40 protein-coding genes are annotated in these 23,592 nt (G+C 32.0%); 1 reads left to right on the forward strand and 39 read right to left on the reverse strand.

Annotated features, from left to right (window positions below; all coding sequences use genetic code 11):
* Nucleotides 1–43: 43 nt before the first annotated feature.
* The 18 genes from QZL64_RS10905 to QZL64_RS10990 form a co-directional block, all read right to left on the reverse strand.
* Complete coding sequence (locus QZL64_RS10905) at nucleotides 44–772, reverse strand: hypothetical protein (protein ID WP_021842008.1); 729 nt, start codon at nucleotides 770–772, stop codon at nucleotides 44–46.
* Nucleotides 773–809: 37 nt separating this feature from the next.
* Nucleotides 810–1,409: a hypothetical protein gene (locus tag QZL64_RS10910; RefSeq protein WP_021842009.1), complete on the reverse strand. Its 600-nt coding sequence runs from the start codon at nucleotides 1,407–1,409 to the stop codon at nucleotides 810–812.
* Between the two features lie 11 nt (nucleotides 1,410–1,420).
* Complete coding sequence (locus tag QZL64_RS10915) at nucleotides 1,421–1,594, reverse strand: hypothetical protein (RefSeq protein ID WP_021842010.1); 174 nt, start codon at nucleotides 1,592–1,594, stop codon at nucleotides 1,421–1,423.
* A gap of 17 nt (nucleotides 1,595–1,611) precedes the next feature.
* Nucleotides 1,612–1,848: a hypothetical protein gene (locus tag QZL64_RS10920; RefSeq protein WP_021842011.1), complete on the reverse strand. Its 237-nt coding sequence runs from the start codon at nucleotides 1,846–1,848 to the stop codon at nucleotides 1,612–1,614.
* A 130-nt stretch (nucleotides 1,849–1,978) separates the two neighbouring features.
* Nucleotides 1,979–2,374 carry a single-stranded DNA-binding protein gene (locus QZL64_RS10925; RefSeq protein WP_021842012.1) on the reverse strand — a complete coding sequence of 132 codons (396 nt, stop codon included), beginning with the start codon at nucleotides 2,372–2,374 and terminating at the stop codon, nucleotides 1,979–1,981.
* 48 nt (nucleotides 2,375–2,422) lie between these two features.
* A complete protein-coding gene (locus QZL64_RS10930) occupies nucleotides 2,423–2,938 on the reverse strand; it encodes a hypothetical protein (RefSeq protein WP_021842013.1) in 516 nt (171 codons plus the stop codon).
* A gap of 251 nt (nucleotides 2,939–3,189) precedes the next feature.
* On the reverse strand, nucleotides 3,190–4,011 hold the full coding sequence (locus tag QZL64_RS10935) for a hypothetical protein (protein ID WP_021842014.1): 822 nt from the start codon (nucleotides 4,009–4,011) through the stop codon (nucleotides 3,190–3,192).
* 115 nt (nucleotides 4,012–4,126) lie between these two features.
* Nucleotides 4,127–4,366, reverse strand: a complete 240-nt coding sequence (locus QZL64_RS10940; RefSeq protein ID WP_021842015.1) for a DUF7336 domain-containing protein — start codon at nucleotides 4,364–4,366, stop codon at nucleotides 4,127–4,129.
* Between the two features lie 75 nt (nucleotides 4,367–4,441).
* Nucleotides 4,442–5,590, reverse strand: coding sequence for an AAA family ATPase (locus tag QZL64_RS10945; RefSeq protein WP_021842016.1), 1,149 nt, complete (start codon nucleotides 5,588–5,590; stop codon nucleotides 4,442–4,444).
* Between the two features lie 111 nt (nucleotides 5,591–5,701).
* Nucleotides 5,702–6,682 carry a hypothetical protein gene (locus QZL64_RS10950; RefSeq protein ID WP_021842017.1) on the reverse strand — a complete coding sequence of 327 codons (981 nt, stop codon included), beginning with the start codon at nucleotides 6,680–6,682 and terminating at the stop codon, nucleotides 5,702–5,704.
* 117 nt (nucleotides 6,683–6,799) lie between these two features.
* Nucleotides 6,800–7,744 carry a hypothetical protein gene (locus tag QZL64_RS10955; RefSeq protein WP_021842018.1) on the reverse strand — a complete coding sequence of 315 codons (945 nt, stop codon included), beginning with the start codon at nucleotides 7,742–7,744 and terminating at the stop codon, nucleotides 6,800–6,802.
* A 107-nt stretch (nucleotides 7,745–7,851) separates the two neighbouring features.
* Entirely contained in the window at nucleotides 7,852–8,259 is a 408-nt protein-coding gene (locus QZL64_RS10960; protein WP_021842019.1) for a hypothetical protein, read from the reverse strand.
* Complete coding sequence (locus QZL64_RS10965; protein ID WP_021842020.1) at nucleotides 8,256–8,858, reverse strand: hypothetical protein; 603 nt, start codon at nucleotides 8,856–8,858, stop codon at nucleotides 8,256–8,258. Before QZL64_RS10965 ends, QZL64_RS10960 begins: the two co-directional genes overlap by 4 nt.
* Before the next feature lie 16 nt (nucleotides 8,859–8,874).
* Nucleotides 8,875–9,114: a hypothetical protein gene (locus QZL64_RS10970; RefSeq protein WP_021842021.1), complete on the reverse strand. Its 240-nt coding sequence runs from the start codon at nucleotides 9,112–9,114 to the stop codon at nucleotides 8,875–8,877.
* 13 nt (nucleotides 9,115–9,127) lie between these two features.
* Nucleotides 9,128–9,397 carry a hypothetical protein gene (locus QZL64_RS10975; RefSeq protein WP_021842022.1) on the reverse strand — a complete coding sequence of 90 codons (270 nt, stop codon included), beginning with the start codon at nucleotides 9,395–9,397 and terminating at the stop codon, nucleotides 9,128–9,130.
* Between the two features lie 113 nt (nucleotides 9,398–9,510).
* On the reverse strand, nucleotides 9,511–10,011 hold the full coding sequence (locus QZL64_RS10980; protein ID WP_021842023.1) for a hypothetical protein: 501 nt from the start codon (nucleotides 10,009–10,011) through the stop codon (nucleotides 9,511–9,513).
* A 110-nt stretch (nucleotides 10,012–10,121) separates the two neighbouring features.
* The gene (gene srtB, locus QZL64_RS10985) at nucleotides 10,122–10,805 is read right to left on the reverse strand and encodes a class B sortase (protein WP_021842024.1); all 684 of its coding nucleotides are present in this window, start codon (nucleotides 10,803–10,805) and stop codon (nucleotides 10,122–10,124) included.
* A gap of 35 nt (nucleotides 10,806–10,840) precedes the next feature.
* Nucleotides 10,841–11,005 carry a hypothetical protein gene (locus QZL64_RS10990; RefSeq protein WP_021842025.1) on the reverse strand — a complete coding sequence of 55 codons (165 nt, stop codon included), beginning with the start codon at nucleotides 11,003–11,005 and terminating at the stop codon, nucleotides 10,841–10,843.
* Between the two features lie 273 nt (nucleotides 11,006–11,278).
* Between QZL64_RS10990 and QZL64_RS10995 the strand changes: the two genes are divergently transcribed.
* Entirely contained in the window at nucleotides 11,279–11,578 is a 300-nt protein-coding gene (locus QZL64_RS10995; protein ID WP_021842026.1) for a hypothetical protein, read from the forward strand.
* A gap of 62 nt (nucleotides 11,579–11,640) precedes the next feature.
* On the opposite strand, the gene lexA is transcribed toward QZL64_RS10995, so the two are convergent.
* The 21 genes from lexA to QZL64_RS11100 all read right to left on the reverse strand — a co-directional run.
* A complete protein-coding gene (lexA, locus tag QZL64_RS11000) occupies nucleotides 11,641–12,279 on the reverse strand; it encodes a transcriptional repressor LexA (protein WP_021842027.1) in 639 nt (212 codons plus the stop codon).
* A 50-nt stretch (nucleotides 12,280–12,329) separates the two neighbouring features.
* Nucleotides 12,330–12,566: a hypothetical protein gene (locus tag QZL64_RS11005; RefSeq protein WP_021842028.1), complete on the reverse strand. Its 237-nt coding sequence runs from the start codon at nucleotides 12,564–12,566 to the stop codon at nucleotides 12,330–12,332.
* Between the two features lie 18 nt (nucleotides 12,567–12,584).
* A complete protein-coding gene (locus QZL64_RS11010; RefSeq protein ID WP_021842029.1) occupies nucleotides 12,585–13,031 on the reverse strand; it encodes a hypothetical protein in 447 nt (148 codons plus the stop codon).
* 141 nt (nucleotides 13,032–13,172) lie between these two features.
* Nucleotides 13,173–14,192 carry an AcrVA2 family anti-CRISPR protein gene (locus QZL64_RS11015; protein WP_021842030.1) on the reverse strand — a complete coding sequence of 340 codons (1,020 nt, stop codon included), beginning with the start codon at nucleotides 14,190–14,192 and terminating at the stop codon, nucleotides 13,173–13,175.
* Between the two features lie 12 nt (nucleotides 14,193–14,204).
* Nucleotides 14,205–15,116 carry a DNA/RNA non-specific endonuclease gene (locus tag QZL64_RS11020; protein ID WP_021842031.1) on the reverse strand — a complete coding sequence of 304 codons (912 nt, stop codon included), beginning with the start codon at nucleotides 15,114–15,116 and terminating at the stop codon, nucleotides 14,205–14,207.
* Nucleotides 15,117–15,274: 158 nt separating this feature from the next.
* Nucleotides 15,275–15,853, reverse strand: coding sequence for an HNH endonuclease (locus QZL64_RS11025; RefSeq protein WP_021842032.1), 579 nt, complete (start codon nucleotides 15,851–15,853; stop codon nucleotides 15,275–15,277).
* A gap of 102 nt (nucleotides 15,854–15,955) precedes the next feature.
* On the reverse strand, nucleotides 15,956–16,150 hold the full coding sequence (locus tag QZL64_RS11030; protein ID WP_021842033.1) for a hypothetical protein: 195 nt from the start codon (nucleotides 16,148–16,150) through the stop codon (nucleotides 15,956–15,958).
* Between the two features lie 227 nt (nucleotides 16,151–16,377).
* Nucleotides 16,378–16,914: an ImmA/IrrE family metallo-endopeptidase gene (locus tag QZL64_RS11035; RefSeq protein ID WP_021842034.1), complete on the reverse strand. Its 537-nt coding sequence runs from the start codon at nucleotides 16,912–16,914 to the stop codon at nucleotides 16,378–16,380.
* An 80-nt stretch (nucleotides 16,915–16,994) separates the two neighbouring features.
* The gene (locus QZL64_RS11040; RefSeq protein WP_021842035.1) at nucleotides 16,995–17,342 is read right to left on the reverse strand and encodes a hypothetical protein; all 348 of its coding nucleotides are present in this window, start codon (nucleotides 17,340–17,342) and stop codon (nucleotides 16,995–16,997) included.
* A gap of 13 nt (nucleotides 17,343–17,355) precedes the next feature.
* Nucleotides 17,356–18,102 carry a metallophosphoesterase family protein gene (locus tag QZL64_RS11045; RefSeq protein WP_021842036.1) on the reverse strand — a complete coding sequence of 249 codons (747 nt, stop codon included), beginning with the start codon at nucleotides 18,100–18,102 and terminating at the stop codon, nucleotides 17,356–17,358.
* A 4-nt stretch (nucleotides 18,103–18,106) separates the two neighbouring features.
* A complete protein-coding gene (locus tag QZL64_RS11050; RefSeq protein WP_021842037.1) occupies nucleotides 18,107–18,520 on the reverse strand; it encodes a hypothetical protein in 414 nt (137 codons plus the stop codon).
* Between the two features lie 4 nt (nucleotides 18,521–18,524).
* On the reverse strand, nucleotides 18,525–18,890 hold the full coding sequence (locus QZL64_RS11055) for a hypothetical protein (protein WP_021842038.1): 366 nt from the start codon (nucleotides 18,888–18,890) through the stop codon (nucleotides 18,525–18,527).
* A gap of 87 nt (nucleotides 18,891–18,977) precedes the next feature.
* Nucleotides 18,978–19,103 carry a hypothetical protein gene (locus tag QZL64_RS11060; RefSeq protein ID WP_278275276.1) on the reverse strand — a complete coding sequence of 42 codons (126 nt, stop codon included), beginning with the start codon at nucleotides 19,101–19,103 and terminating at the stop codon, nucleotides 18,978–18,980.
* Between the two features lie 17 nt (nucleotides 19,104–19,120).
* Entirely contained in the window at nucleotides 19,121–19,483 is a 363-nt protein-coding gene (locus tag QZL64_RS11065; RefSeq protein ID WP_021842039.1) for a hypothetical protein, read from the reverse strand.
* Between the two features lie 165 nt (nucleotides 19,484–19,648).
* The gene (locus QZL64_RS11070) at nucleotides 19,649–20,530 is read right to left on the reverse strand and encodes a serine aminopeptidase domain-containing protein (RefSeq protein WP_021842040.1); all 882 of its coding nucleotides are present in this window, start codon (nucleotides 20,528–20,530) and stop codon (nucleotides 19,649–19,651) included.
* Between the two features lie 132 nt (nucleotides 20,531–20,662).
* A complete protein-coding gene (locus QZL64_RS11075) occupies nucleotides 20,663–21,313 on the reverse strand; it encodes a type IV secretory system conjugative DNA transfer family protein (protein ID WP_021842041.1) in 651 nt (216 codons plus the stop codon).
* An 8-nt stretch (nucleotides 21,314–21,321) separates the two neighbouring features.
* Complete coding sequence (locus QZL64_RS11080; protein WP_021842042.1) at nucleotides 21,322–21,537, reverse strand: hypothetical protein; 216 nt, start codon at nucleotides 21,535–21,537, stop codon at nucleotides 21,322–21,324.
* A 93-nt stretch (nucleotides 21,538–21,630) separates the two neighbouring features.
* A complete protein-coding gene (locus tag QZL64_RS11085) occupies nucleotides 21,631–21,867 on the reverse strand; it encodes a hypothetical protein (protein ID WP_021842043.1) in 237 nt (78 codons plus the stop codon).
* Between the two features lie 124 nt (nucleotides 21,868–21,991).
* Nucleotides 21,992–22,483 (reverse strand): hypothetical protein, encoded by a 492-nt coding sequence (locus QZL64_RS11090; protein WP_021842044.1) that lies wholly within the window; start codon nucleotides 22,481–22,483, stop codon nucleotides 21,992–21,994.
* 1 nt (nucleotide 22,484) lies between these two features.
* Nucleotides 22,485–22,886, reverse strand: a complete 402-nt coding sequence (locus QZL64_RS11095; protein WP_021842045.1) for a hypothetical protein — start codon at nucleotides 22,884–22,886, stop codon at nucleotides 22,485–22,487.
* A 316-nt stretch (nucleotides 22,887–23,202) separates the two neighbouring features.
* Nucleotides 23,203–23,592, reverse strand: a 390-nt coding sequence (locus QZL64_RS11100; RefSeq protein ID WP_441351095.1) for a zinc ribbon domain-containing protein, incomplete at its 5' end; no start/stop codon positions are given.

The raw sequence follows: 23,592 nt of genomic DNA on the forward strand, positions 1-23,592 counted from the left end.
ATTTACGTGCCATTTTGAGTACCTCCTTATTCTCTTGATTCTATCATGAAATCCTTGAGAATAAGATGTCAACTTTTTTTATACCACACCATACTGCTTCTGCCATTAATTCATTGGTATCAGTATTTAGCATCTCTTCAAAGGATAAAACGATTTCCTCAAAGTCATCATCTGTCATCTTACCGAAAGTGTCTGTTGATGAAAAAATTTTCATCATATACTTTCCTTCTTCAATACGTTCCTGACGATGCAATTCATTGATTACCTCGTTAGATAAAACAACTGTTTTTCTATTTACAAGTAATTCTTTTGCATTCTTTTCTTTCACTTGATTGCAACGCCCTTCTACTCTTTGAGTGATTTTCTGTACCGCAGCTTCCATCATTTCAGAAATGTTATCGCTTGTCGTGTTTAACATATACTCAAATTCATCAGCAACCATTGCAAACTCATCATCCGTCATTTTATCGAAAATACCAGTCGAATCTAATGACTTAACCATAAGTTTTCCTTTTTTAATATACTCCTGATGATGCAATTCTTGGATTACATCCTGTGTTAAGATAATGGTTTGTCCATTTACATTTAATTTTGTAAAATAGCTATCTCTTAGCGCTTCAATCCGTTTTGTAACATTTTCTCCAATTTCTTTTGATGTTACTTTAGAAAGAAAATTTCCAGAGAATCCTTTTTCTGAAATGTAAACTTCATAAGTCCCATTTACGTTTTCTTCTATGTTTAATGAAATTGTTGTTTTGAATTTTTGATTCATTATTTTCTCCTTTTCTTAGAAATCGTTTTTAAATGATTTAAAATACATCAAATTGAAGTTTTTCTAATTCGTTATATTTAACATATTGCTTGATCAACTCACAAACATGCTTTATTTCATCTTCTGTTCCAGTTAATTCTTGATAACTTAGGAAAGACACAAAAGGCCAAATAAATTTGCGCATTGATTTTTTTTCATCATCATTCCAAGAATGACAACCATAAGTAATTCTTCGATATTGCTCATTACAAGCCATATATGCTATTCCATGAAAACAGCCATGAACTTTATCTGTTTTCCAAACCAAAATCTTTCGTTTAGAATATCTTGAATTTTCACAAAAGATTCTATATTCCGGCATACTTTCCTTGGTAAAAACAACATCATTTAAATTTACGTCTTTTGCTTGTAAAGATTCACAGGCTTTATTTAAATCTTTTATTTTTAATTTTAGAACAAAGTCTCGTAAAGTCACCTTTTCGAAATCAGCATCTACCATTTTATTGTAAACACGCTTTGAGACAAACTTCTTTGCGATACGTTTTCCGTCTTCAATACGTTCCTGACGATGCAATTCATTGATTACTTTGTCTGATAGAACAATAGTTTCTCCATTTACAAGTAATTCTCTTGACATATTTGTTTCTCCTATTCTTCGTACAAACATTCAATCAGATCTGCAACATCTTCTCCAATTTCATCTGCTGTAATCTTAGGATAGTGACTTCCAGAACTGCTTTCTGTTGCAATATATGTATCATAACTTCCATCTTCGTTGCGTTCCACATCAATTGTTATCACTCTTTTATAATTTTGACTCATATTTTTTTTCCTATTCTTCAAACAACATAAAAGTAACTTTTCTTAATTTCTGGAGCATGGCGATACTGTGCAACGCAATCAACTCCCATAAAATGTTTGTTCTTTTTCATTTCTTGTTTTTCTTCTTCTGTTAAAATTCGATCCATCAATACGCGAATAGCATTCTTTCTATTTTTTAGCAACACATCATTGAAATCGACCACATCGTTTTTAACTGAATCTGGCAATAAATCGATTAAAATTGTAATATCCATATTTTTCTCCTTTTTAATAGAGCAATCAACACCTCGTTAGAAGTGTCAATTGCTCTGATGAATAGTAGCTATTTATTCCCCAATTGGGAAATCTTCTGGTAATCCTTCTGGAATATTCATTCCTTCCGCATCAAAATGGACTATAATTCAGGGCATCAAATGAATTTGCAGGCTGCTGTGCATTATGATTATTACGAACTTCTTCTGGGATCTTATCATCCGCAAAGTAATGTTCGTTCATCACAACATCTAATACATAAACTTTTGTGCCGTCTTCTTTTGTATAACTGTTTGATTCCAATTTTCCACATGCAATAATTTTCCTACCCTTTCTCAGGTATTTTTCTACAAATTTTCCACTTGAGCCAAAAGCAACGCAGTCAATAAAATCTGTTACCTGTTCTCCATTTTTTCCTGGTCTGCGATCAATAGCTAATGTATATCGAGCGATCGCTGTTCCATTCTGTGAATATTTCACCATTGGATCTTTTGTTAATCTTCCAATTAAAGTAACTTTGTTTAGCATAATTTTTTCTCCTTTTCTAAAAAAAAGTTTGCTTGTAAAATATATGATTTAATGATCGTGGTCCACTGGTAGCTGCCACCAGTCAATTCCGAAATGATCGATCATAATCTTTTCATCAAATCCAGCTCCATGAATATAATGCATGACAGCCATCAGATAGCATAAAATACGATATTGTGTATGCTGATTCTTTTTGTCATAGAAATGCATGAAAATTTCACAAAACTCGTCATCTTCATATGCATACCAGAAAAAGAATTCTTTTTCTTTTTCTAAAAACGTATGACACACTGCATTTGCAATTCCATATTTCACATCAAGTCTTCGATTTTTCTTAAGAATTGCAGCAAGCATTTTAAAAATAAAAACACTGCTCATGCGATCTTCTTTGTAAATCTTGATCGCTTCATCTGATGGACGGAATTGATGTACATTTGAAATATAGTTCACTAGCTTTTTCACTGCAGTTTCATCTACAACCTCGATTTCATAAAAATCTTCGGTATAGAATCCACCGTTTTTTCCACATAGATCATCTACTAATCTTTTTTCTTTTGGATTCATAAATTTTCTCCTTTACTTTTTCTCTCTTCGTCATTTATTTGTTACACTTTAAATATGAAAGATAAGAAAAAAGATAATATTCATATATAAGATTCTTACATTTCAAAGGAAGCCCACATTCATCCCAGCCAAACTTTCATTATGGATGGGGTATTCTGCTTAGATCAATAAATATGAGAGATTTTTTTAATTTTCGAAAATCATATAAAAAAAAGAGACTGATCCTAGCCTCTTTTTCTGGAAATTATTTTTTAGTTTTTGCGAGAAAAGCCAAGTTTATTATCAAAAATAATGACTCTATAATTAAATCTGTATGCAATTTTCATTGCTTTCTTTACATCTGTAGAATCTTTTTTCGCCATATGAAATTCATTTAATGATACTTTAAAAATTCCTAATTTCTCCAAAATATTGATTGTGGAATTATGTGAAACTTCCTTAAATTCAACGATTTCTGATTTAGATAAATCACCATGAATATTCTCACAAAACAACTCTTTCAAAATTCCCTTGTGCTTGAATGCATTTTCCATGTCATAATTTTGTAATTGATAAACTTCTGTACATGGATATGAAATAGCTCTTTCTTTCGCTTGCTGATCAAAATGCTGATTATTTGACAAATATAAAACCTGTACAGTATGTCCCTCTAGTAAGAAATTTTGAAAGAACATTCCCATACTCCGTTCAGTTATCTTACAAAATCTTTCTAAGTATTTTTTGATTTCTTCCTCTGGTGCGTCCGTTTTAAAAATAGAAAATTTTCCATCATTCAAAATAACTTTAACAACACGAGGAGTACTATAATTAATATTTTTCTGCATAACATCTCTGCTTTTTGTCAGATATTCCTCAAATGTTTCATCTGCGATCAAGAAAAACAAAGATTCAAAATCATCTTTATTCTCAACATCCAAATACATTTTTAAAAGCTCATCTGAAATTCCTGTTACTTGAAAATCAGATTTTCCCATGATATCAGCCAAGACTGTATCAGCATCCTGAATGGCGCCCATTGGCTGGTTTTCTGATAATTTCAATACTTTTTTTGCCAATCTTACACAACTACTCATTTTTTTCTCCTTTTCTCTCTTCGTCATTTCTTGTTACATATTAAATATGAGAGATGAGAGAAAAGATAAAATCCATATATAAGAAAAAGAGATCCGTAGATCTCTCCTCTTCTGGTTATTCAATGTATGATCCCAATTCGATATTTGTAGCTTGATTTAATTCCAATTCCAAAATTTCAATACTCATCTCTACTTCAATTAATGACGTTTTTGAAATTTCTTTCTCATACAGTTGTTTTGCAGCTGATTTTCTAGCAATCTCAGCTTCTTTTTTCGTGCCATAAATTCCAAAAACATTTTCTCGACATCCGTAGCCCTCAAACCATGTGTCTCCGTGTACCAAATATACTTTCATTATTCTTCTCCTTTTCTCTGTTCGTCTTTTGAAATGCTTCAATTTGAATATGAGAGATAGAAAATGATATAAAAATCATTCGTACTCTTCAAATTCTCCACTGATATACATTTTTTCAAGATTGTGTTCTTCTTTTAATTCTCTTTGTGTTGCATTACAAAATGATGTTAATGACCCTTTTTCTGATAAGATAAACAAGCAATCTGGTCTCATAAGTTTATTCGTTAATAAACGTGTATTATGAGACGTTAAGATAATCTGACATTTTGGATATGTTTCTTTCAAGAAAAGTAGCATTTTCTCTGCTGCTTCATAATGAAAAAAGGAATCAATCCCATCTAAGTAAAGAAAAGAAACATTTTCATCATTTGAAAGGATCCTGTAATATAATTCAGTCAGCATTAAGATCCCACTAGATGCGTTCTCAAGAAATGGGATCATCCGGTCATACACAAAATATAAATTCCTTTGCCTGTTTAGCATCCTTTTTAATTTTAGTTTACATTCGATTCCCATTACATTTAAGAAATCCTCAAAATGCTGCAAATTGTGATTCTTTTCTAATAGCTGATAAAAATTTTGTTCTTCCACTGTATTAGACAATAAAGAAAATTCTCTGTAATCTGCAGTTATTCGACTCATTCCATTTACATAATCTGTCAGCTTTAATAAAACAGAATTCTCATCTAGTGCTATATGATCAAGCGTCCATTTTAAAAATGTAAATCTAGAACCAGGAATGTCAGTACAACTTTTTACATTTTCAAGATAGTATTCTGTATTTATTGTTTCCGCATTGACATAATTCAAATGATCAAAATTATATTTCCCCTTTTCAAAATTACACTCAAAAATACTAATTCCATTGATTTCTAATTTCTCATAAGCTAATCCTCGATATTCTTTCAAATATTCATAGCACAGCTCTGTATCACCAAATTGAAACCGGTATTCAAAGAACGCTGTCTTCTCATCCGAATCAGCATTCAAAAGAAATGGATCATATGGACATTCAAATGTCCCATATAATACATCTTTAATATCCAATAATGCCTTGCCAAGATTTGTTTTTCCTGTTGCATTCCGTCCGCAGATCAGCATTTTCGTAATGATTCCATCTGAAATACAATCTTTTTGGAATAAATAATCTCTGATATTTTCAAAATCTATCGTTATTTCATCTTTAAAATTTTTATAATTTCTTAATGTAAACGCTTTCAACATATAATTTGTTCCTTTCGAGATAAGATCTTTAATATAAATATGATGGAATCTTGAATCTCAAAAAATCACATATAAAAAAAGAGATCCGAAGACCTCTTTCCTTGAATTAAATTAGTTCCAACGTGCATCCGTAATGATCATTTGATTATGATTTGTCATTAAGTATGTAACAGAAAAGTCTGGATATTGTTTATTTAACACTCCTTCTCCAAATGTTCCATCTAATACATAATCCACATCAGTTTTCCCTTGTCTGATTTCCTCATTGATCTCTGATTCCTGAATTACAAAATCTGGAAGATCTTCTTTTGTAACCTGTAAATTCTCAAGGATCCAGTATTCAATATTAGGAATTCTGTTAAATCTTATTCCTACAATCTCGTGAAATACATTATCCACATCTTCTTTCGTGAAAATAGAGTCCAAAGGATGAAATTGAAGAAATGCCTTACACATTGCAATTTCAAGATCCTCTTCCCAGTCTGAATCTTCAAAATCGATTTCGTAAGGGCAATGTTTATCAGGAATTACCTTAAATGCACCTTTTTCATCTTCTTTCATTTCATAAATTGCGCCATATCTTTTTTCATCTTTTTTTGAAAGGGTATATTCCACTCCAATATCTCCAACCCATAAACGTGCAGTATGAGAATGAATTCCTTCTTTTAAAGCCATTTCTTTTGTAAAAACACATACGAAATCATAATCTGGTCTGAGCATTAAATCAAGAATTCCTTTTTCTTTCAATGGATACTTTCTCACGATTTCCCAATGAATCGTTTCTTCTCTTTCCACTTTTTCGCTGTGCATTTTTTCATTGTATTCTGGCGTTAGTTCATAAACGATACTAATATTCATAGACTGGAAAATACCAAAGCTGAAGTTCTTGATAGACTCTTTCAATGGTTCATCATATATGCTTTTATCCCATGTTGATGTAATTTTCTGATACTTATTATGATCAGATTTCAAATGTCTCATCATTCTTTCATACTGATCAACAACGTATTCAATCAATGATTCTATATCATTATTGAATGGAAGCATAATGGAACCGTCTTTTTCGCTTTTGTAGATGTTTAAATAATACATAATTTTTCTCCTTTTCTCTCAATCGTCATTAAAATGTTTCAGTTTAAATATGAGAGATGAGAAAAAAGATAAAAGAAAAAAGGACTTTACAGTCCTCTTCTCTCCCTTTTGTACCAGTTAATTACGAAGCACAGACGCAACAATCATTTTATTATTGTTATCTAATAGATACGTGATAGAATAGTCATTGTATCCAGGAGTAACAATGTCTTTTCCTAATGTCATATTAAGAACGTAATAGACATTTGCTTTTCCTTCTTGGATTTCATCGTTAATGCTAGATTTCCTAATAGCAAAATCAGGAAGCCGATATTCTTTCAGATTTAATTCTGTGAAAATCCATTTCTTCATTTCTGCAATGGATGAAAATCTCATGCCAAAGATCTTACTGAACATTTTCCAAATATCTTTTTCTTTTAAATGAAGACCTATACGATGCAGATTAATCAGAGCTTCACACATTGCAATCTCAAGATTGGCTTTCCATTCAGGATCGGTAGGATCAATTTCATAATGACAAAATTCATCATAATCTGTTTCAAAATCGTCACCTGCTTTATTCATATCCATCCGGTAAATTGCACTGTAGTTTTCACCGTTTTCAATAATGCAGAATTCAAATTCTACACCAATATCATTAAACCGTATATACGCAGCTCCTGGAAGAGTTACTTCTCCAGAAAGCATTTCTTCTGAAATATTACATTCAAATTCATATTCTGGGGCAGTCATAAGGTTTACAACATTGCTATTTCCTCTTTCATGGAACATATACCAACTGATCTCCCGATTCGCAACAAGCTTTTGATCTTTTTTTAAACTATAATTGATCACAATTTTATCGGTTGTCACACGCTCCTTAAAATTATGTTTTTGAAGATAATCCAGTAGAGAAGTATATGTCCATTTTGAAAAAACATTGCAAATTTCGTCTTTTTTCTCTGAGAAAAGCTTCAATCTGATCTCAAACTGATCGGCAACAAAATCAATGGCATCTTTTTTCTTTTCAAATGAAAAAGTGTGTTTGTTATACTGGCTACTTTGAACGATTACATAATACATATTGGTTCTCCTTTTCTATATGTCGTCATCTCTATTTACATATTAGATATGAGAGATGGAAAGAAAAATAAAAAAAAGGAGACCATTACGATCCCCTTGAAATTTAACTATACAATTAATTCTAATTTTTCTCCAAATACGCCTCCATGAGGAAATTTGCCAAGTTCTTCATTCTGACTGATCCGGTACCAGTCTATTCGATCTTTGAAACAACTTGTTAGAAATTCTGAGAAATTCCCATGAAAATCATCATCAAAATCGGATAAATCAGGTTCTGCAACTGTTCCAGAAATATATGTTGCTCCATGTCCATCTACAAATTTTTGAATATTTGTCAGATAAACAACATCGTCTCCATTGATCGTTTTTACAAGTTTCGCATAAATTTCCAGCAGCTCTGTTTTCTTCGCATGAACAGGAAATTCGAAATGTAACAGATTTAACTCGACATCATCGCATGTATAATTATGCAATACAGTTTCAAAAATTTTTTCATACGTATTAACAAGATTCATTCTTCTTCTCTCCTTTTGTATTTGTATTCCATAAATTCTTTGACTTCTTCTTCCGTCATAAGTGTAGCAATTTCAGATAATTCTTGAATGTTCTCCTTTGTAATGTCGATCATTCTTTTAGAGATGCGTTTATTTGGAAACATCCATTCTTTCCCGATATTCCATAACATATATTCTGAAGGATCACGCAAAGCATTATTTCTTGTTAACAATGCATATTTGATCGTCCCGTCACGTTTCACATCAATAAATGCTTTCCCGTCATTATTATCTTGCCCATTGAACATGAAATCATTTAATGACATATTCCAGTCACATTCCTCATATTCTTTCAAAATATTAGAAGTAATAACAACATCACACATATCGAAATTTGTATCCAGAATACGGATCAGCTTTTTCCGATTCCAGGATAAATATTGTCCAGGATCTGAATTTGTTATTTCCAATATTTCCAAATTTCTTTTGATCCAATCGATCGTATGATAAACTCTACTGATCATTCTTTCTCCATAATTCCAATTGAAATATCTTGCGACAATCTCTTTTTCTCCAAGTTCCTTTTCAAATCTTACGAAAATCTGTGATCTCTGTCCCATAATTTTTCTCCTTTTCTTAAATTTCAACAACTTCCCATGTCCAGCAGCAATCTGCTGCATGATCTGTCACAATTCCTTTCGTTTCATCGATATCAAAGTCTATGTCATCCATAGAATTTCCACTATTAGCGATTTCTTCATCATATGTGTTTTTTACATCCATTTCCATACATGCAAAAGCCTCATCCTGTGAATGAAATTGATAGACTCCAGCTAATTTTTTCTCATGAACCGCATAACAAATTACTAAAAACATATTTCTTTCTCCCTTACAATTCAAAACTTACAGCATTACACTCAGCAGCCTCTGCTTCTGTTAAAAATTCCCATATTTCTTCAGGAACCATTACTTTTGTGGCTGATGAAAGATCATCATGAATATAGATCTCTACTTCTTTATGGGTCCCCAAGCAGATCTGAATACATGGGATATTGGATTCCTGATTTAATACCTGACGATACAGCCAGGTTAATGCTTCTGCAGACATATCTGCTTCTTTTTCCGTGTCAACATGGTAAACTACTGATCTTGAAATCATAATTGTTCTCCTTTCTTTCTCTAATTCGTCATAATCATTTACATTACAAATATGAGATTTTCAGAGAAAAATAAAAAACAGGAAGCGGACTCCCTGCTTTTGCAATTTAAGATTTACTTTTCTTTTTGGTACCATTTTTTGCCATAAATGCTCATCATTTGTAGATCTCCCTCAAAATTCTTTGAAACATAATGCAAAAAACTATATAAGAAATATAAGATTTCTTCTTGCATAATTGATGTGTCTTTCATATATTCATGAAGAAAACAACTTCCAATACTATTATCGACATCAACTTCATCATCACAATATTTCAAAAAGAATTTCGCATCCGACAATCGAATCCATTTAGATTTTTCAACAGTGTGCGTTATTCGGCCTTGTTTTTGTAAATCTAAACATGAATCATATCGAATTGTATAAGCTGCAATATTACATAAGGAGTTCATAACAATGTCGTTTTTCTCTGCATATGATACGAAATCCATCGATGGTTTATTAATCCCATGTTTCAGCATTTGAACAAAGAATATATGCAACATTTGTGCTCTCTCTACGATTGGCGTAGTATCTGTTTTCAAAATATCATATAAATCTTCTTCTAATTGTGTCATGATCGAAATCACCCTTTCTCAAATTCGTCATCTAGTTACGGATTAAATATGACAGATGATAAAAAAGATAAAGATTACATATGAGAAAAAGAGACCTGCTTGTGCAAGTCTCATTCTTCTGTTGCGTAAACATAAGTACGATTTCCGTTTCTTTCATAGCTGCATGTTACGAAAGTATATAAATGCTTTTTGATCTTTCTGATTGGAATCGTGCTTTTTGCAAGAATTCTTTGATAAAATCGTTGCTGGTCCTTTTGATTGCCAAAGTCAATAGGAACACTTGTTGCTGGGCCAGCATAAGCAGACACGACGTTTAATTTTCTTGTTTCTCCTGGCAGATATAAGATGATTCTACGATGTTTTTTTACAAAAGAATCTTCTCTGAATTTTACCAATTGAGCAAACATTGTTCCATTTCGCATATGATGTCCATAGATCACGCTATTATCTGAAGAAAAATCCTGATGACAATGACTATCTAAGAAAATGCATCCAGCGAAATTATAATTTTTCCGAAAGGTATGATGCATATATTCTTCATTATTTTTTCCTTGTACAATTGGATAATCGATATTCGTTCCAGGAACTTCAATCCATGCAACAATATCTGGATTGATCTTATGCAATCTTTCAAAATCAATACTTCTTTCTTTTTTCTTCTTCATTTTTTTGATCTTTTGGTATTCATGATCGGCTTTCTGATATTCCACATGTAAATTCCAAGCTTTACGACCAAAAAATATGGCAACTATAAAGCATGCGATCATCCCGATCGTAGGGATTATCTTTTTCATTCAAAAGCACCTCCTCATATCAAATATGAGAGATATTATCTGAAAAATTGTTCTTTCATTTTGGCTTTCCAAAAGATCCACTTCATCTTTAGCCGAAATTTTAAAATCGGTTTCCATTCTGCTTTGGTCTCATTTGGTTCAATCTCTTTTAATTCATCTTGAATCCAAAGTTTTGCAGCTTTTTTCATTTCATCATTCATGATTTGTACTCCTTTTTTGCATATATTTTCCGTTACATTGTATAAAGCATTCAAATTACAAAAAGGGGAAGAAAAAAATAAAATTTTTTTCGAAAATATGTTCTGATTATTGACTTATAAAACCAAGATATAGTAATATAGTCATGTAGATGTTTTATACTTCTTATAATATTACCATGTATCTTAATTTTTTGAAGCAGCTATGATCTCCCCATTTTGTAGCTGCTTTCAATTTTATAGGTACATTTTTTCAGAAAGGCGTGGAGAAAATTTATGTTTAAAATTAAAATTCAAGGAGAAAAATTATTTTTTGAAAACTTTCCATTTAAAACAAAAGAAGTCGGAATATCTTTTATTAATTCTGGCGTCGCTATTTATGATGAACCAATCAAAAATTTAGAAAATTGGCAGATGAATGTAAAAGTGGAAGATGGAGTATGTGTAGATCAAAAGGCAGCAGATATGATGTTAGGATATTTTAATGGCATTACAGAAATGACATTTACTCAGACACCAACGGGTTCTTATATTTGTCGCACGAAATCTACAACTCAAATAGATCAACTAAATTAGTTTTTATAATTGCACACAAAAAAAAGAAGAGATCCGCATCATTTTTGCGAGTCTCTTTTTCTTTAAAATGATCGATATGCTCCAACAACTTTTCCGATAATTGATACATCTGATACAATAATTGGATCCATAGTATCATTTTCTGGTTGTAAACGATAATAACCATTTTCTTTATAAAATCGTTTCACGGTCGCTGAATCTCCTAATAAGGCAACTACAATATCTCCATTTTCAGCAGTGGTAGTCTGTTCAACCAACACCATATCACCATCAAATATTCCAGCTTTGATCATGCTTTCGCCATGAACTCGTAGCATAAAATGAGGGATATCATGACATCGGATCGCAGGAACTGGAAAGTAGTCCTCTATATTTTGTACTGCAAGAATTGGCTCTCCTGCTGTTACTGTTCCGATGATCGGGACAAAATCAACCTTATGGCCTAAATCTTTCATAACCCTTGCCTTATTATTGATGTCATCAATTACTTCAATTGTCCTTGGTTTTGTCGGATCTTTTTTGATATATCCTTTTCTTTCCAAACTTTCAATATGAGCATGAACAGATGCGGGAGAGCTTAAACCAATGGCTTCTCCAATTTCTCTTACAGATGGTGGATACCCTTGTTCTGCTACTTTTTCCCGAATAAAATCGTATGTTCGTTGTTGTTGTTTTGTTAATTTTTCTCTTTGTTCTGGCATCTTCGATACCTCCGTGATTCTAATATTTTCTCCAGACTTCAAAAGACTCTCTACCCAACTTTGATCATATCATCAATTTCTACATCTGCCTGTGTTATGATATCTCCTGTTTCTTCATTATGAAACAGGAAAAATGCATGTCCACCATCTTCAGATACATTTAAAATCTGATATTTTGTAGGAAATGAAGCATCAAAAAGTGTTACCTGCACCTGATCTCCTTCTTTAAAAATGCCACACTCTGTATTATATTCTTTCTTTTCTCGATCAATATCATATACTCTCATTATTGTCCTCCTAATCTGTCATATAAGTTTTGAGCGGGAAAACTCACAGGCTTGCCTGTGGGCATTAATAAGTGATATCTCATACAAATTTTTTACCGCAATTCGTTTATTATCCATAAAGATGATTTCTTTTTTCTTTTGATCGATCCATTTGACCTTTCCATTGTATACCTCATATATTCCTCCGGCTTTACGAAGATCTGGAATGAAATATGTTACTTCGATCTTAGGATGATTTGATACATTCAAAAAGATCCATTGCAGATTCTGATCGATCTGTTCTTTCTGTGCTTCAGTCAGAATTCTTTTCGGTTCTACAATCCTCTGCACTTCTTCATATCTTTCCTTTTGTCCTTTCAATGCTGCAAATGGAGCAAACTGTGCTGCTCTACTTTGCATGGACATTTGCGGATGTCTTTTTGATACATGATGAGGCAGATCTATGATATCGTCATATTTGCCCATAAACTTCTCCCTCCCGAACATATATTCTATTTTGATTATAACATCTTCCCTCTTTAATTGCAAATGAAAAACTCTGGCAGTTTCTTCCACCAGAGTCTGTTCTTTATAATTCAACATCTGAAATATCGATATCTTCAATTTCTACGTATCTTCATGTACATCGTCTTTATGTATGAACATTGGAGCCATCCATTTTAGTTCCAATGTGCGATTTTCTTTGTTATCTGATCCAATCCAGTAATGGTGCCAATGTGCTTTTCGAAGATGTGGTCGTTTTGGAGTCCCATTTATTTTGGAACTTTTTGGATTATTTGTTATGTTTGTTTCATTTTTCTTCTTTACTTCTTCTTCAAAATCAAGTGTTTTATAAAATTTACGTATGAAATCTCCACTTTTTTCTCCAAAATTCCACCTCTGTACTTCACGATATTTATCTTTGATGAATTGAAATGATTTTGGTTGTCTTGTAATCTTTTTCTGCACAGGATCTTCAACCATTTCTTTATTTTTTGAACAAACATATAACACAAGCTGCAAAAGTTTACAACAAAGATCTCTCGCATAGTCTTTTGCATCATCTATTTCATATTTGTTTGTATGCAACATACGTTGATTTTCATTTGCTTTTTCAAACGATGCATTAATCCCGTCAGCGATTGTGCCACCTTCGATCAAATGAAATGGAATTGGAAAAATATCTCCATCCTTAAGTACAATTAAAAACCTTAATTCTAATTCTCCTGTATTTGTATCAGATTCAAAATGAACAAAAAATCCATCCATGTCTTCCATTGTTGTAGTTTCGATATAAACACAAAAAAATGGAATCTTGTTAAGAATATCGATTGGAATCTTCAAATTCTGGTCAGCCTGGTTTATTAACACCTTTTCCATGGCTGGATCAAATGAGTAAACCTGTTTATGTAATCTCCATGCAGCAGTCGCCACTATTAGATCTGCTTCTAATGATGAGTTCCAAATGGCTTTCTTAGACATATCTCCATCTGCAGCAATCGCTAATCCAGCTGCAATTGGAATGTAGCAACGTTTATCCCACCAAGGCAACGTACTATCATTCCGAAAATCTTCTACAATATTCCAACAATCTTGATATTTATTTGCAACCTGATTAACTAGTTCTAGAGGATAACATTTTTTCATAATATTTTTCTCCTAATGCACACATTTCCTACATGCTGTATATCCACGTTTGATTGCTTCAGATTTTGTGAGCTTGCTTGGATTCCTCATATGACTACATGTGCTCTTATAATGATATTTTTTTCCAGTACGTGGAACCCAGACATACTTTACATTTTTATTTACCTTTGGAGCTTTTGTTGTTTTATACTTTTTCTTAGTTGATTTTGTTGTCTTTGTTACTTTCTGTCCACTGAGATGACTAGATCCATCCTTGTAGTTAATTACAATGCCATTCTGTACATTGAAAACAAATACGTTGAATTTAATACCTTTTCCTTTGTCTTCAATGGATTGAGCTTCCATTTTAACGCCTCTGGCAAGCTTTTCCTTACCTTTGAATACAGGTGTTACTCGATACAACACATGATTTCCTGTTTCTTTTACATAATCAGCAACCATATTTTCAAATGGCAACATCCCGTCCACATTTAATGCCCTTGTTCCTGTGATCAGGTTCTTCTTATTCGCATTTTCTCCAGTTAACTGGTACCCAATTAGATGACAACGATTATAAAGATATTTTCCATTGACACAATCATATTTAACTGTATGCCATCCTGTTGGCTTGATCATTCCAATTGCTCCTCTTTCCGTTGTTGGCATTAGATTCCTGCCAACATTGGCAATAGCTGTTGTACATCTTCCATACTTATCGAGCTTCCCATATTTTTCATAGGATTTTCTGTTCTTAAGTTGTGTTTTTGAAAACTTAGGTCTGTTTTTGTTCTGTGCTACATAAATCTTTCCTGTATATTTTGGAATTGTTGCGGCTTTGACTTCTGTTGTTTGAGAGTTGCTGATGATCGGGCTGATATTAACTCCAGTGATCATTGTAACGGATAACGCAAATGCAAGCATTATCTTTTGGATTCGTTTTTTCATATTTACACTTCCTTTCTTATGTACCATTATATATTATTTTTATATTTCAAAAAAGTATTTCTTGCATTTTCGAAAAATAGTGATATACTTAATTCATGGATTAACATCCTGGAAGACATCCTTATTACATACTATACAAGTCTTCCTATATACTCCCCTCAAGGTCTGTGTTTTATCACGGATCTTTTTATTTTTCTGATTTTTTGTTTTAACTGATGTTTTAATATCTCTTTCATCTTCTTGTAGAAATCGCATTCTAACAGATCTTGTTTCATGAGATTACACTCTTTACAACAACACTGTAGATTTTTTTCATAATTTGTTCCGCCTTTTGATAATGGGACAATATGATCGATCGTCATCTCATCGAATGGGATAAATCTTCCGCAATAAACACAACGTCCTTCTGATTGGTTGTATACGCTCATCCGAGTTTCTTGAGGAAACACAATTCGTTTACTCATATCTTCACTTTGTATTTCTTTTGTTTGTTGAGCTGGTATTGGAATAGGATCAGAAGTTACTCCTGGATTTGGTTCTGGTTTTGACAGCTCTTCAATTATAAATCCACTTGTTTTCTTAGGAGCATGATCTTTCACCCTTTTGATTTTTGCCTTTGATGGAAAGATTGTTGCTTTGCCCTTATCTGTTGTTTTACCGATTCCACCGGATGGGCTTTCCATAATATAACTAGTTGTTCCTGATGCTGTCTTTTTTAAAATATATCCTGCAAACATAATTTTCTCCTTCCTTTAAATTTCTTCTTTCTTTAAATATGAAGGATTTTCAGATTTTCAAAAATCATATATAAAAAAGGAATCATTGTTAGATTCCTTTTCTTAACATCCCATGTTTGTATTTTCTTCAACATCAGCAATATATTTTTCTAATGCTTCATATTTAAAGATGATCTCATTTATTTTATCAGTAGTTAACAATCGTGTTGCTTTTGTTTCTTCATCACGGAAAGTTAGTCGATTATGAGATTCCACCCAAACAGAAATTCCAAATATGATGTCCCTGTATTTGTTCATATATTTTTCTATCTTAATTAATTTTTATAACTATATTGATTTTTTAATAGGTTTTATTACAATATTTCTCGATTATTTATAACATAATTACTTTAACAGATGTATTTTTACTTAGTTTAATTTAAAAACAAACCCATGATCCTTATACCACTTTTTTACCTTTTCTCTTGTATTTTCGTCTGGCTTACAATCAATATTGATACTGAAAAGATTATCATAATGATCACTTAACAAGGTATATTCAATCTTTCTCCACGAAGACAAGCAGCAGTTAAATTTACATGGAAATATTCTGCGATCTTACGTGTTTTAATCTGATTTCCTTCTGAATACTGATTAGCAATTTTTCTGTATTCATCTTCTGGCATCATGAGTGCTAATGCGAAATCATATGCCATCCACTCTTTCTTTACATCTTCTGTACGAAAAGCATAATTTCTTTTGTATACTGTATCGTTTGTCCATTCGTTCCATAGTTTTCTATTCGTCTGATAACCCATGAAAAGAAACAAATATCCAAGTTCTCTTGCAATCAACATTGTCCTATTAGGTGAGTTTTTCACACGATCATCCACCAAAATAACAAATGCATCTTTATGCTTCTTAACATAGCAATTCTCCATTTTATGTTGTAATTCAGGTGTATTAACTACTTTTCCACCAAGCTTTTCAACAACAGCGTCTATATCTGTGATAGGGATTTTGATGTCATACAGTTTAATGATATCCTCTGTCAGATGATTGATTAAGTCTTTCGTATTCATATTCAACACTCCTTTTATTTTAAATATGAAAGAATTTTTGGATGCTGTTTTTCACATATAAAAAATCAACGACAGGATAATTACGTTTCGTTCCAATGCTCATTTAATTCAATTGCCACAATCTTTTTTCCTTGACAATACACATCACACAATACTTTATCTCCAACTTTGATTTCATAAAAATCATCTTTTGATACTTCAACTTCTTTTTCTTTGTTGTTGTATTTAACAACGATTTCCCAACGTTCTAGCATTCTATTATATTTTTTATAATATTTATCTTCCACCTTTAAGGAAATTGTTTGCATGTTGCTATGATCTTTGCTTAGTTTATATATCACATCTGGGGCAATCGCCAATAGAAAAGGTAGTACCATTATAAATGCAACTACAACTCCCATAACAATTCCTTTAAAAATTGCTTTCATTTCCTATCTCCTGTTACACAATCCTAATAATCTGCTCATAAATTCCAATCGCATTTTCTTCTTTGAAATCTTCATTAATATGCATGTGCCCAAAAAACCATTTTTTATATTTAACGGATTCTCTAATCTTCTGCAAATAATCTGTTAGATAATCTGGTTCATATAAATGAGCTCCACCATCCATTTTTTTTAATAATGAAGTATATGGACAATGTGTTACGATGTAATCTACTTTTTGATCATGTGACTTAAGATTCTTGATTCCTTCTTCCATTTCTTCTTCTGAAGGAAGTTCTTCTTTCCACCAGGATTTATGATTAATTCGAAACATTTTATCAAAAAGCCCAATCCACTCATAAATTCTTGGATCATCTTTTTCCAAAATTCCATCTGAGACATCATGAGAGCTTGCTCCACCGAATGTAAAAAATTTCTTCCCATTGATATCAAATACCTGTCCACGCATTAGATGAAAAACAGAATCACAAATCTTATGAATTTTTCCACCATGCCATTCTTCTACTGGATATTGATATAAACGATCGTAGTTTTCATGATTTCCACAAACAAAAAGAGTGCTAAAAGGCTGTGCGTTCAACCAATTTAAAGCAAATCGTTCATCTTCTGTATCGTGCCATAATCCGAAATCTCCACAGATGATTACGTAATCATTTTTACTTAATGTATCTCCCTCTGGAAACACATCATGATGTAATCTTGATTTCCAATTTCCGTGTGTATCTCCTGTTATATAAATCATTTTCTTACTCCCTTCCATGCACTTCTGCAAATTCAACATCTAAAATCTTATCTTTCTTTAGATAAACGGTACATAATATCTTACTTCCCTTACCGATTGCTTCGTACTGTTCTGATGTAATTTGCACCTCTTCTAGTTTTTTATAATCTCCAACTTTTACCTTTGCGTAATAATTTGTAATTTTTCCTCTTGTTTGTATATACTTGTCCTCAACAGTTGTATACGTTTGTGTTTCAGATATTTTAATTTTATTTTTTGCATCTGGAATCTGAGCGATTAAAGTAATCGCAGCTGTAATGATGAAACCAACTATAATTAAAATAGTTATTGCTTTATTCCAACACATCACACAGAACATAATCAGTAAGATAATTATTGGAACAATTATTTCAAGAATTAATTTTGTATCCTCTGTCATCTTCTTACTCCTTCCTATGCGTTGTTGCCAATTCAACATCAACAATTTTATCTTTCTTATAATAAATTGTGCAAAGCACTTTGCTTCCTTTGCTGATCACCTGATATTGCTCATATGTGATCTGTATCTTTTCTGACTTCTTCTGATCACCAATTTTCACTTCAATATAGTAATTTGTTACCAATACGCCTCCAGCCATATGTGTATCTGTATACTTATCTTCAACAATTGCATATGTTTGAGCTTCAGAGCTTTGTCTTTTATCAATGGCTAATCCTATTTTTTCACCTGAAACAATTACTAACATAACTATGATTGAAATCAAAATAAATCTAATATATTTAAATGCAAAATCTTCAAATCCGCTCATAAGCTTTTCTCCTTTATTTCTTTGAATCATCGTTTTTTGATATGTATTTCAATGACTGTATGTTGGGCCTCCAATCCTTTGTTGATTTTAAAATGGACGCATAAGAATATAAGCAGCAATTATAACTATTAGATTTGCACCAACAAAAGCTCCCACAAAAAAAGCAATACCAACAACAATATAAAATATGGTTTCAAACACATCTTTAAACATTAAAATCAACTTCTTTCTTAATCCTCATCGAGCTCAATATCATCAACTTTACCATTTCGATACGTAACAATACATTTTACTTTGCTTCCTTTCCCAAGAGAATGATACTGTCTTTTTGACACTTCAACATCGTGTAAATCTGTATCATTTTTCATGGAAACTGTAAGGTAGTAATCCGTATCTGCAAATAGAATCGATAACGTTTCTGATGTATCCATTTCTGAAAATTTATCCTGAACAGTTACAGTTACTCTTTTCTCAGTAATTGTATCTGTATGAGGTTTATCAGCGAAGCATAAACATGCGATTAATGCGATAATTGCAAGAAACATGAAAGCGTCATACATTTTTTCTCCTAATTCTTCCTTTTCTATTTTCATAATTGGCGTCTCCTTTTGTACTTTATTTTCTTTAATATAAATATGAGAGAAAATTTGTTTTTGGAAAATCACATATAAAAAAGCACAAAAAAGAGGCCGATAAGACCTCTTTCATAAAACATTTGAATATAAAAAAATATTAGGATGTTGGAGGGTGTTTCTCTTTTACAAGAAATCTGCAATACATCGAAATACCGTTTCTTTACATGAGTCATGCAAAATATCATGACGAAATCTAGGAATGATATTTTTTTTGATGTTTGCATTGGATTTTTTGTACTTTTCAATTACTTTATTTAATCCATTGGCTACCGGATCTTCTTCTCCTGCAAGAAAAAGAACATCTTTTTTATAACAAATATTTTGCTCCTCTTCCTGAACACTCATCATTCCATTCAAAAACTCAAGGAAAAATCTTGGAGTCATATCTGTGATGATCTTTTGATCTTTCAGATAATCTTCCTGAGCTTTTCCATCTTTTAACAACCAATCGATTCCACTTTTGGAATGTTTAAATTTGCGGTTGTAATTATCAAAAGCAAGTTTTTTTACAAGTTCTGATGGTTTATTATCCTTTTTGCAAAGTACACTGATCAGCCAATGGGCAAATTTTAACTCATTTCTTTTTGGCTGTCCTGTCCCAACATAGATTAATTTGTCTGCAGCCTCAGGATAAACGCATTGATGCGATCTCAGGATAAAAGATCCTAATGAGAATCCTAACATCACATATGGAATTTCTGGATATCGATGATGCATTTCACTTCGGAACAATTCAACATCTTCAATCAGATTATTCCAATGATCGATATACAATCCATGAATTTCCTGATGAGCAGCTCTCCCATGACTTTCTAAATCGAATCCGCATACAAGATATCCTAAGTTTGTAAAATATGTTGCAAACTCATCATATCGATCAATGTATTCTGTCATCCCATGAATGAGTTGTAAAACTGCTACTGGTTTACCTTCTGGCGCCCAAACAGAGCCATAGATTGTTCTACTCTCTTGATCATTTTTTAAAATTATTTTTTCTTTTTTCATTTGTTTTTCCTTTCTCTATTCGTCATTTTTTTTACATGACAAATATGAAAGATAGGAAAAATGATAATTTTTACAAAAAAAAGACCCCGAAGGATCTTTTAATGCTTATAATTTTACGTAAACATACAGTTTTTAAAATTCCCAAAATTCGCTCTCCTCTATTGCTTCTATTTTTTCGGATACCTCTTTTTTAACTAGGATACCATCAAGATGTTCATTTGTATTTTCCAATTCTTTGCATTCAATTTCTTTTAAATCATCGAGCAATGTAAATTTATAATTATGATTATAATTTAAAAATGAAAGTATTTGAAAATGTAAAGCTTTGATTATAAAATCAAAAGAATCATCTGCTATAGGGATAAGTATAAATAAAGCTATTTTACTATTTCTAATATCATTTAAACTTAAATCATCAGTTTCCATTAAATACTCAATTTGTGAAATATCAAAAATTGATAAGCGAGCTGCTAACGAAGAAATTACATATCCTCTGTCAATTTCTGAATTCATGTCAAAAATTTTCCATTGTTTAATTGAAATATGATTAGAGTTTATTTTTTCTAAATCACTAAATAAAGAATCTAATACACCTGTTTTAGCTGCTCGTAGCATTTTCATAACTGAAGTAAAGTTTTGTTCTTGTTCTGGACGTTCTATTTTTAAATAACATATTATTGCTGTTAAAAGAGAAATTTCAGAACGCATCCAGGATGGATTGCCTTTATTATTTTTATCACACGTATTTTCAACCAAGCATCGCGCTAACAACATTGCATCCATTTCATTTTTTATATATGAAAAAGATCAATAATTCTAATATCATAGTGCTCTTTTTTCAATAAATTTTCTGTTTTACATAAAACTTCTCCTAATGGATCAGTAATAATTAAGCTGAAATTTATTGATAATATTTCTTTTTTTTGTTGTATAATATCTTGCATATGTACAATTTTTTTATCACTTTCAATCATTCCAGCATGTTTAACTATTTTTTTATAATTCATTGTTTTGCGTCATATTAAATATGAAAGATTTCATAATAAATGTATGAAGAAAGTCAGATTTTCCGGTTCCATTTAGCGTTAATATATTCATCATTATTCTTCCTTTCCAAAATGTCTTTCCGCAATTTCTATAAAAAACTGTTTTTCAATGATATCTATAATCATCGTCAAATCCAAATATCCATCAGGATAAAGCTCACTCTTATACATTCTCGCATACTTTACAAAACTCTCACATCTTTTCCCAGTTATTTTTGATTCGGCATAATCCTGCCATATGAGCCTTAAGTCATCCTCACTCATTTTGTGAAAAAGCTTATGTATGTTCATGACTATATCACACCTTTCTTAGTAATATCTTCTTACTACAAATATGAAAGAAATTTCATAGAAAAGAAAATCACATATAAAAAAAGAAGCTCATTCCTGAGCTCCAAATATATTATTCCATTATTTACAATAGCCCTTTTTCTTTTAAAGTATGCAACGCTTCTTTACATCCATATTTCTGCACCCATGTTTTTAAAACAAGATTAGAAAGATCGATCTGCGCAACATAAATATCGTTCTTTAGAATCATAAGATCGTGGACAAAATAATCTCCAACCCATCCATTTAATAAGGATTCATCCACATCCAAAATACAAGGAGTGATTTCATAATCAAATCCCGTAATATAGAGTTTGCGGTCATCTTCTAAAAGTGACTTTAATGGCTTCATAACATTTTTTATCAAATGACTATTTTCCTTATCTTCTGGAAGTATTGTATTTGAAGAAGGATTCAATCTGCGATCTTTGATTTTTTCTAATCTCCTCGTAATTTCAATTTCCTGCTGTAATTCTTCTAAACGACTTGCTGCTTCTCCACAAATGCATGCCTGCTCTCCTAATTTCGATGATTTTTCTAAAATTCGTAATTCTTTGATCAGTTCTTTTGTTTCCATTTTAATCTACCTCCTCAATTTTGATCTTGTCATTATATAATTGTTTACCTGTAGCGGATAACACAAATCTGTTTTTCTTGATATTAGCCAGAATCCTGTCATATTCTCTCAACACATTTTTTAGATAGTTTCCGAACTCTTTTTTTGCTTTATTAATGTCATCTTCTGTACTATAAAAATACAGCACGTCCCCATCCATGAATAAGGAATTATCTCGCTCCCATTCTTTCTGTTTGTTTAGTACTTTTTCCATCTCATTTTTCGCAAGATTGTTAGAATCATTGTATTCAAAACAATCTCTGGTAGAAGAACTATTTAATTTGTAAGCAGTTCTACCTTTCGTTACTTCATATTTTTTTACTTTGATTTTGCCAACAACAAGTTTATATTCATACAAATTCATAAGCACACCTCATTCTTTTTGATCTTTCCGAAAAATCAATCCACAAATTTTAATTTCATCCATGAAATTTGAATAACCAAGATCCTCACAACACGTGAATTGCCTCTCCCATGCGGTACAGTAGTTTCTATGGAAGGGGCTTCTGACAGTCGTAACAATTACTCATCTCTGACCAGAAGATTCTGGCTGTTCGTACCGATCAGGGCATATTCACTTATGCCGCTATCCCTTTGACGGGAATACCTTTAGGGTTCAGTTCGTGGAATCCATACACTCTTGGACTTGCCAGAAAAGAAAAGTCTGTTGTCATATTCACTCATGCCGCTATCCCTTTGACGGGAATACTTTTAGGATTCAGTTCGTGGAATCCATACACTTTTGGATTTGCCAGAAAAGAAAAGTCTGTTGTTCTATCCCAGATATCAGGAACTGCTTTTCTCATGATATTAGCAGCCGCATGACAATCCGCATTCAGGATCGTTCCATCTGCGCAACGGTATAGTCCTCGTTTGATACGAGTCCCAGAAAACTGTGCGTTCTCATCATCCACACCATAGGTAGGGATGTAATCCTTTGTCATGATATCTGCTTTGGACGTGTAGCTTTCTTCCTGTTCAACGATCTTAACCCCTGCATTTAATGCTTTATATGTGATCATTGTTCGTAGAAAAGCGATCGGCATGGAGACAAACTTCTGGTTATTGAC

It is taken from the genome of Veillonella sp. CAG:933 (assembly GCF_000431435.1).
Classification (GTDB): Bacteria; Bacillota; Negativicutes; order Veillonellales; family Veillonellaceae; genus Veillonella_A.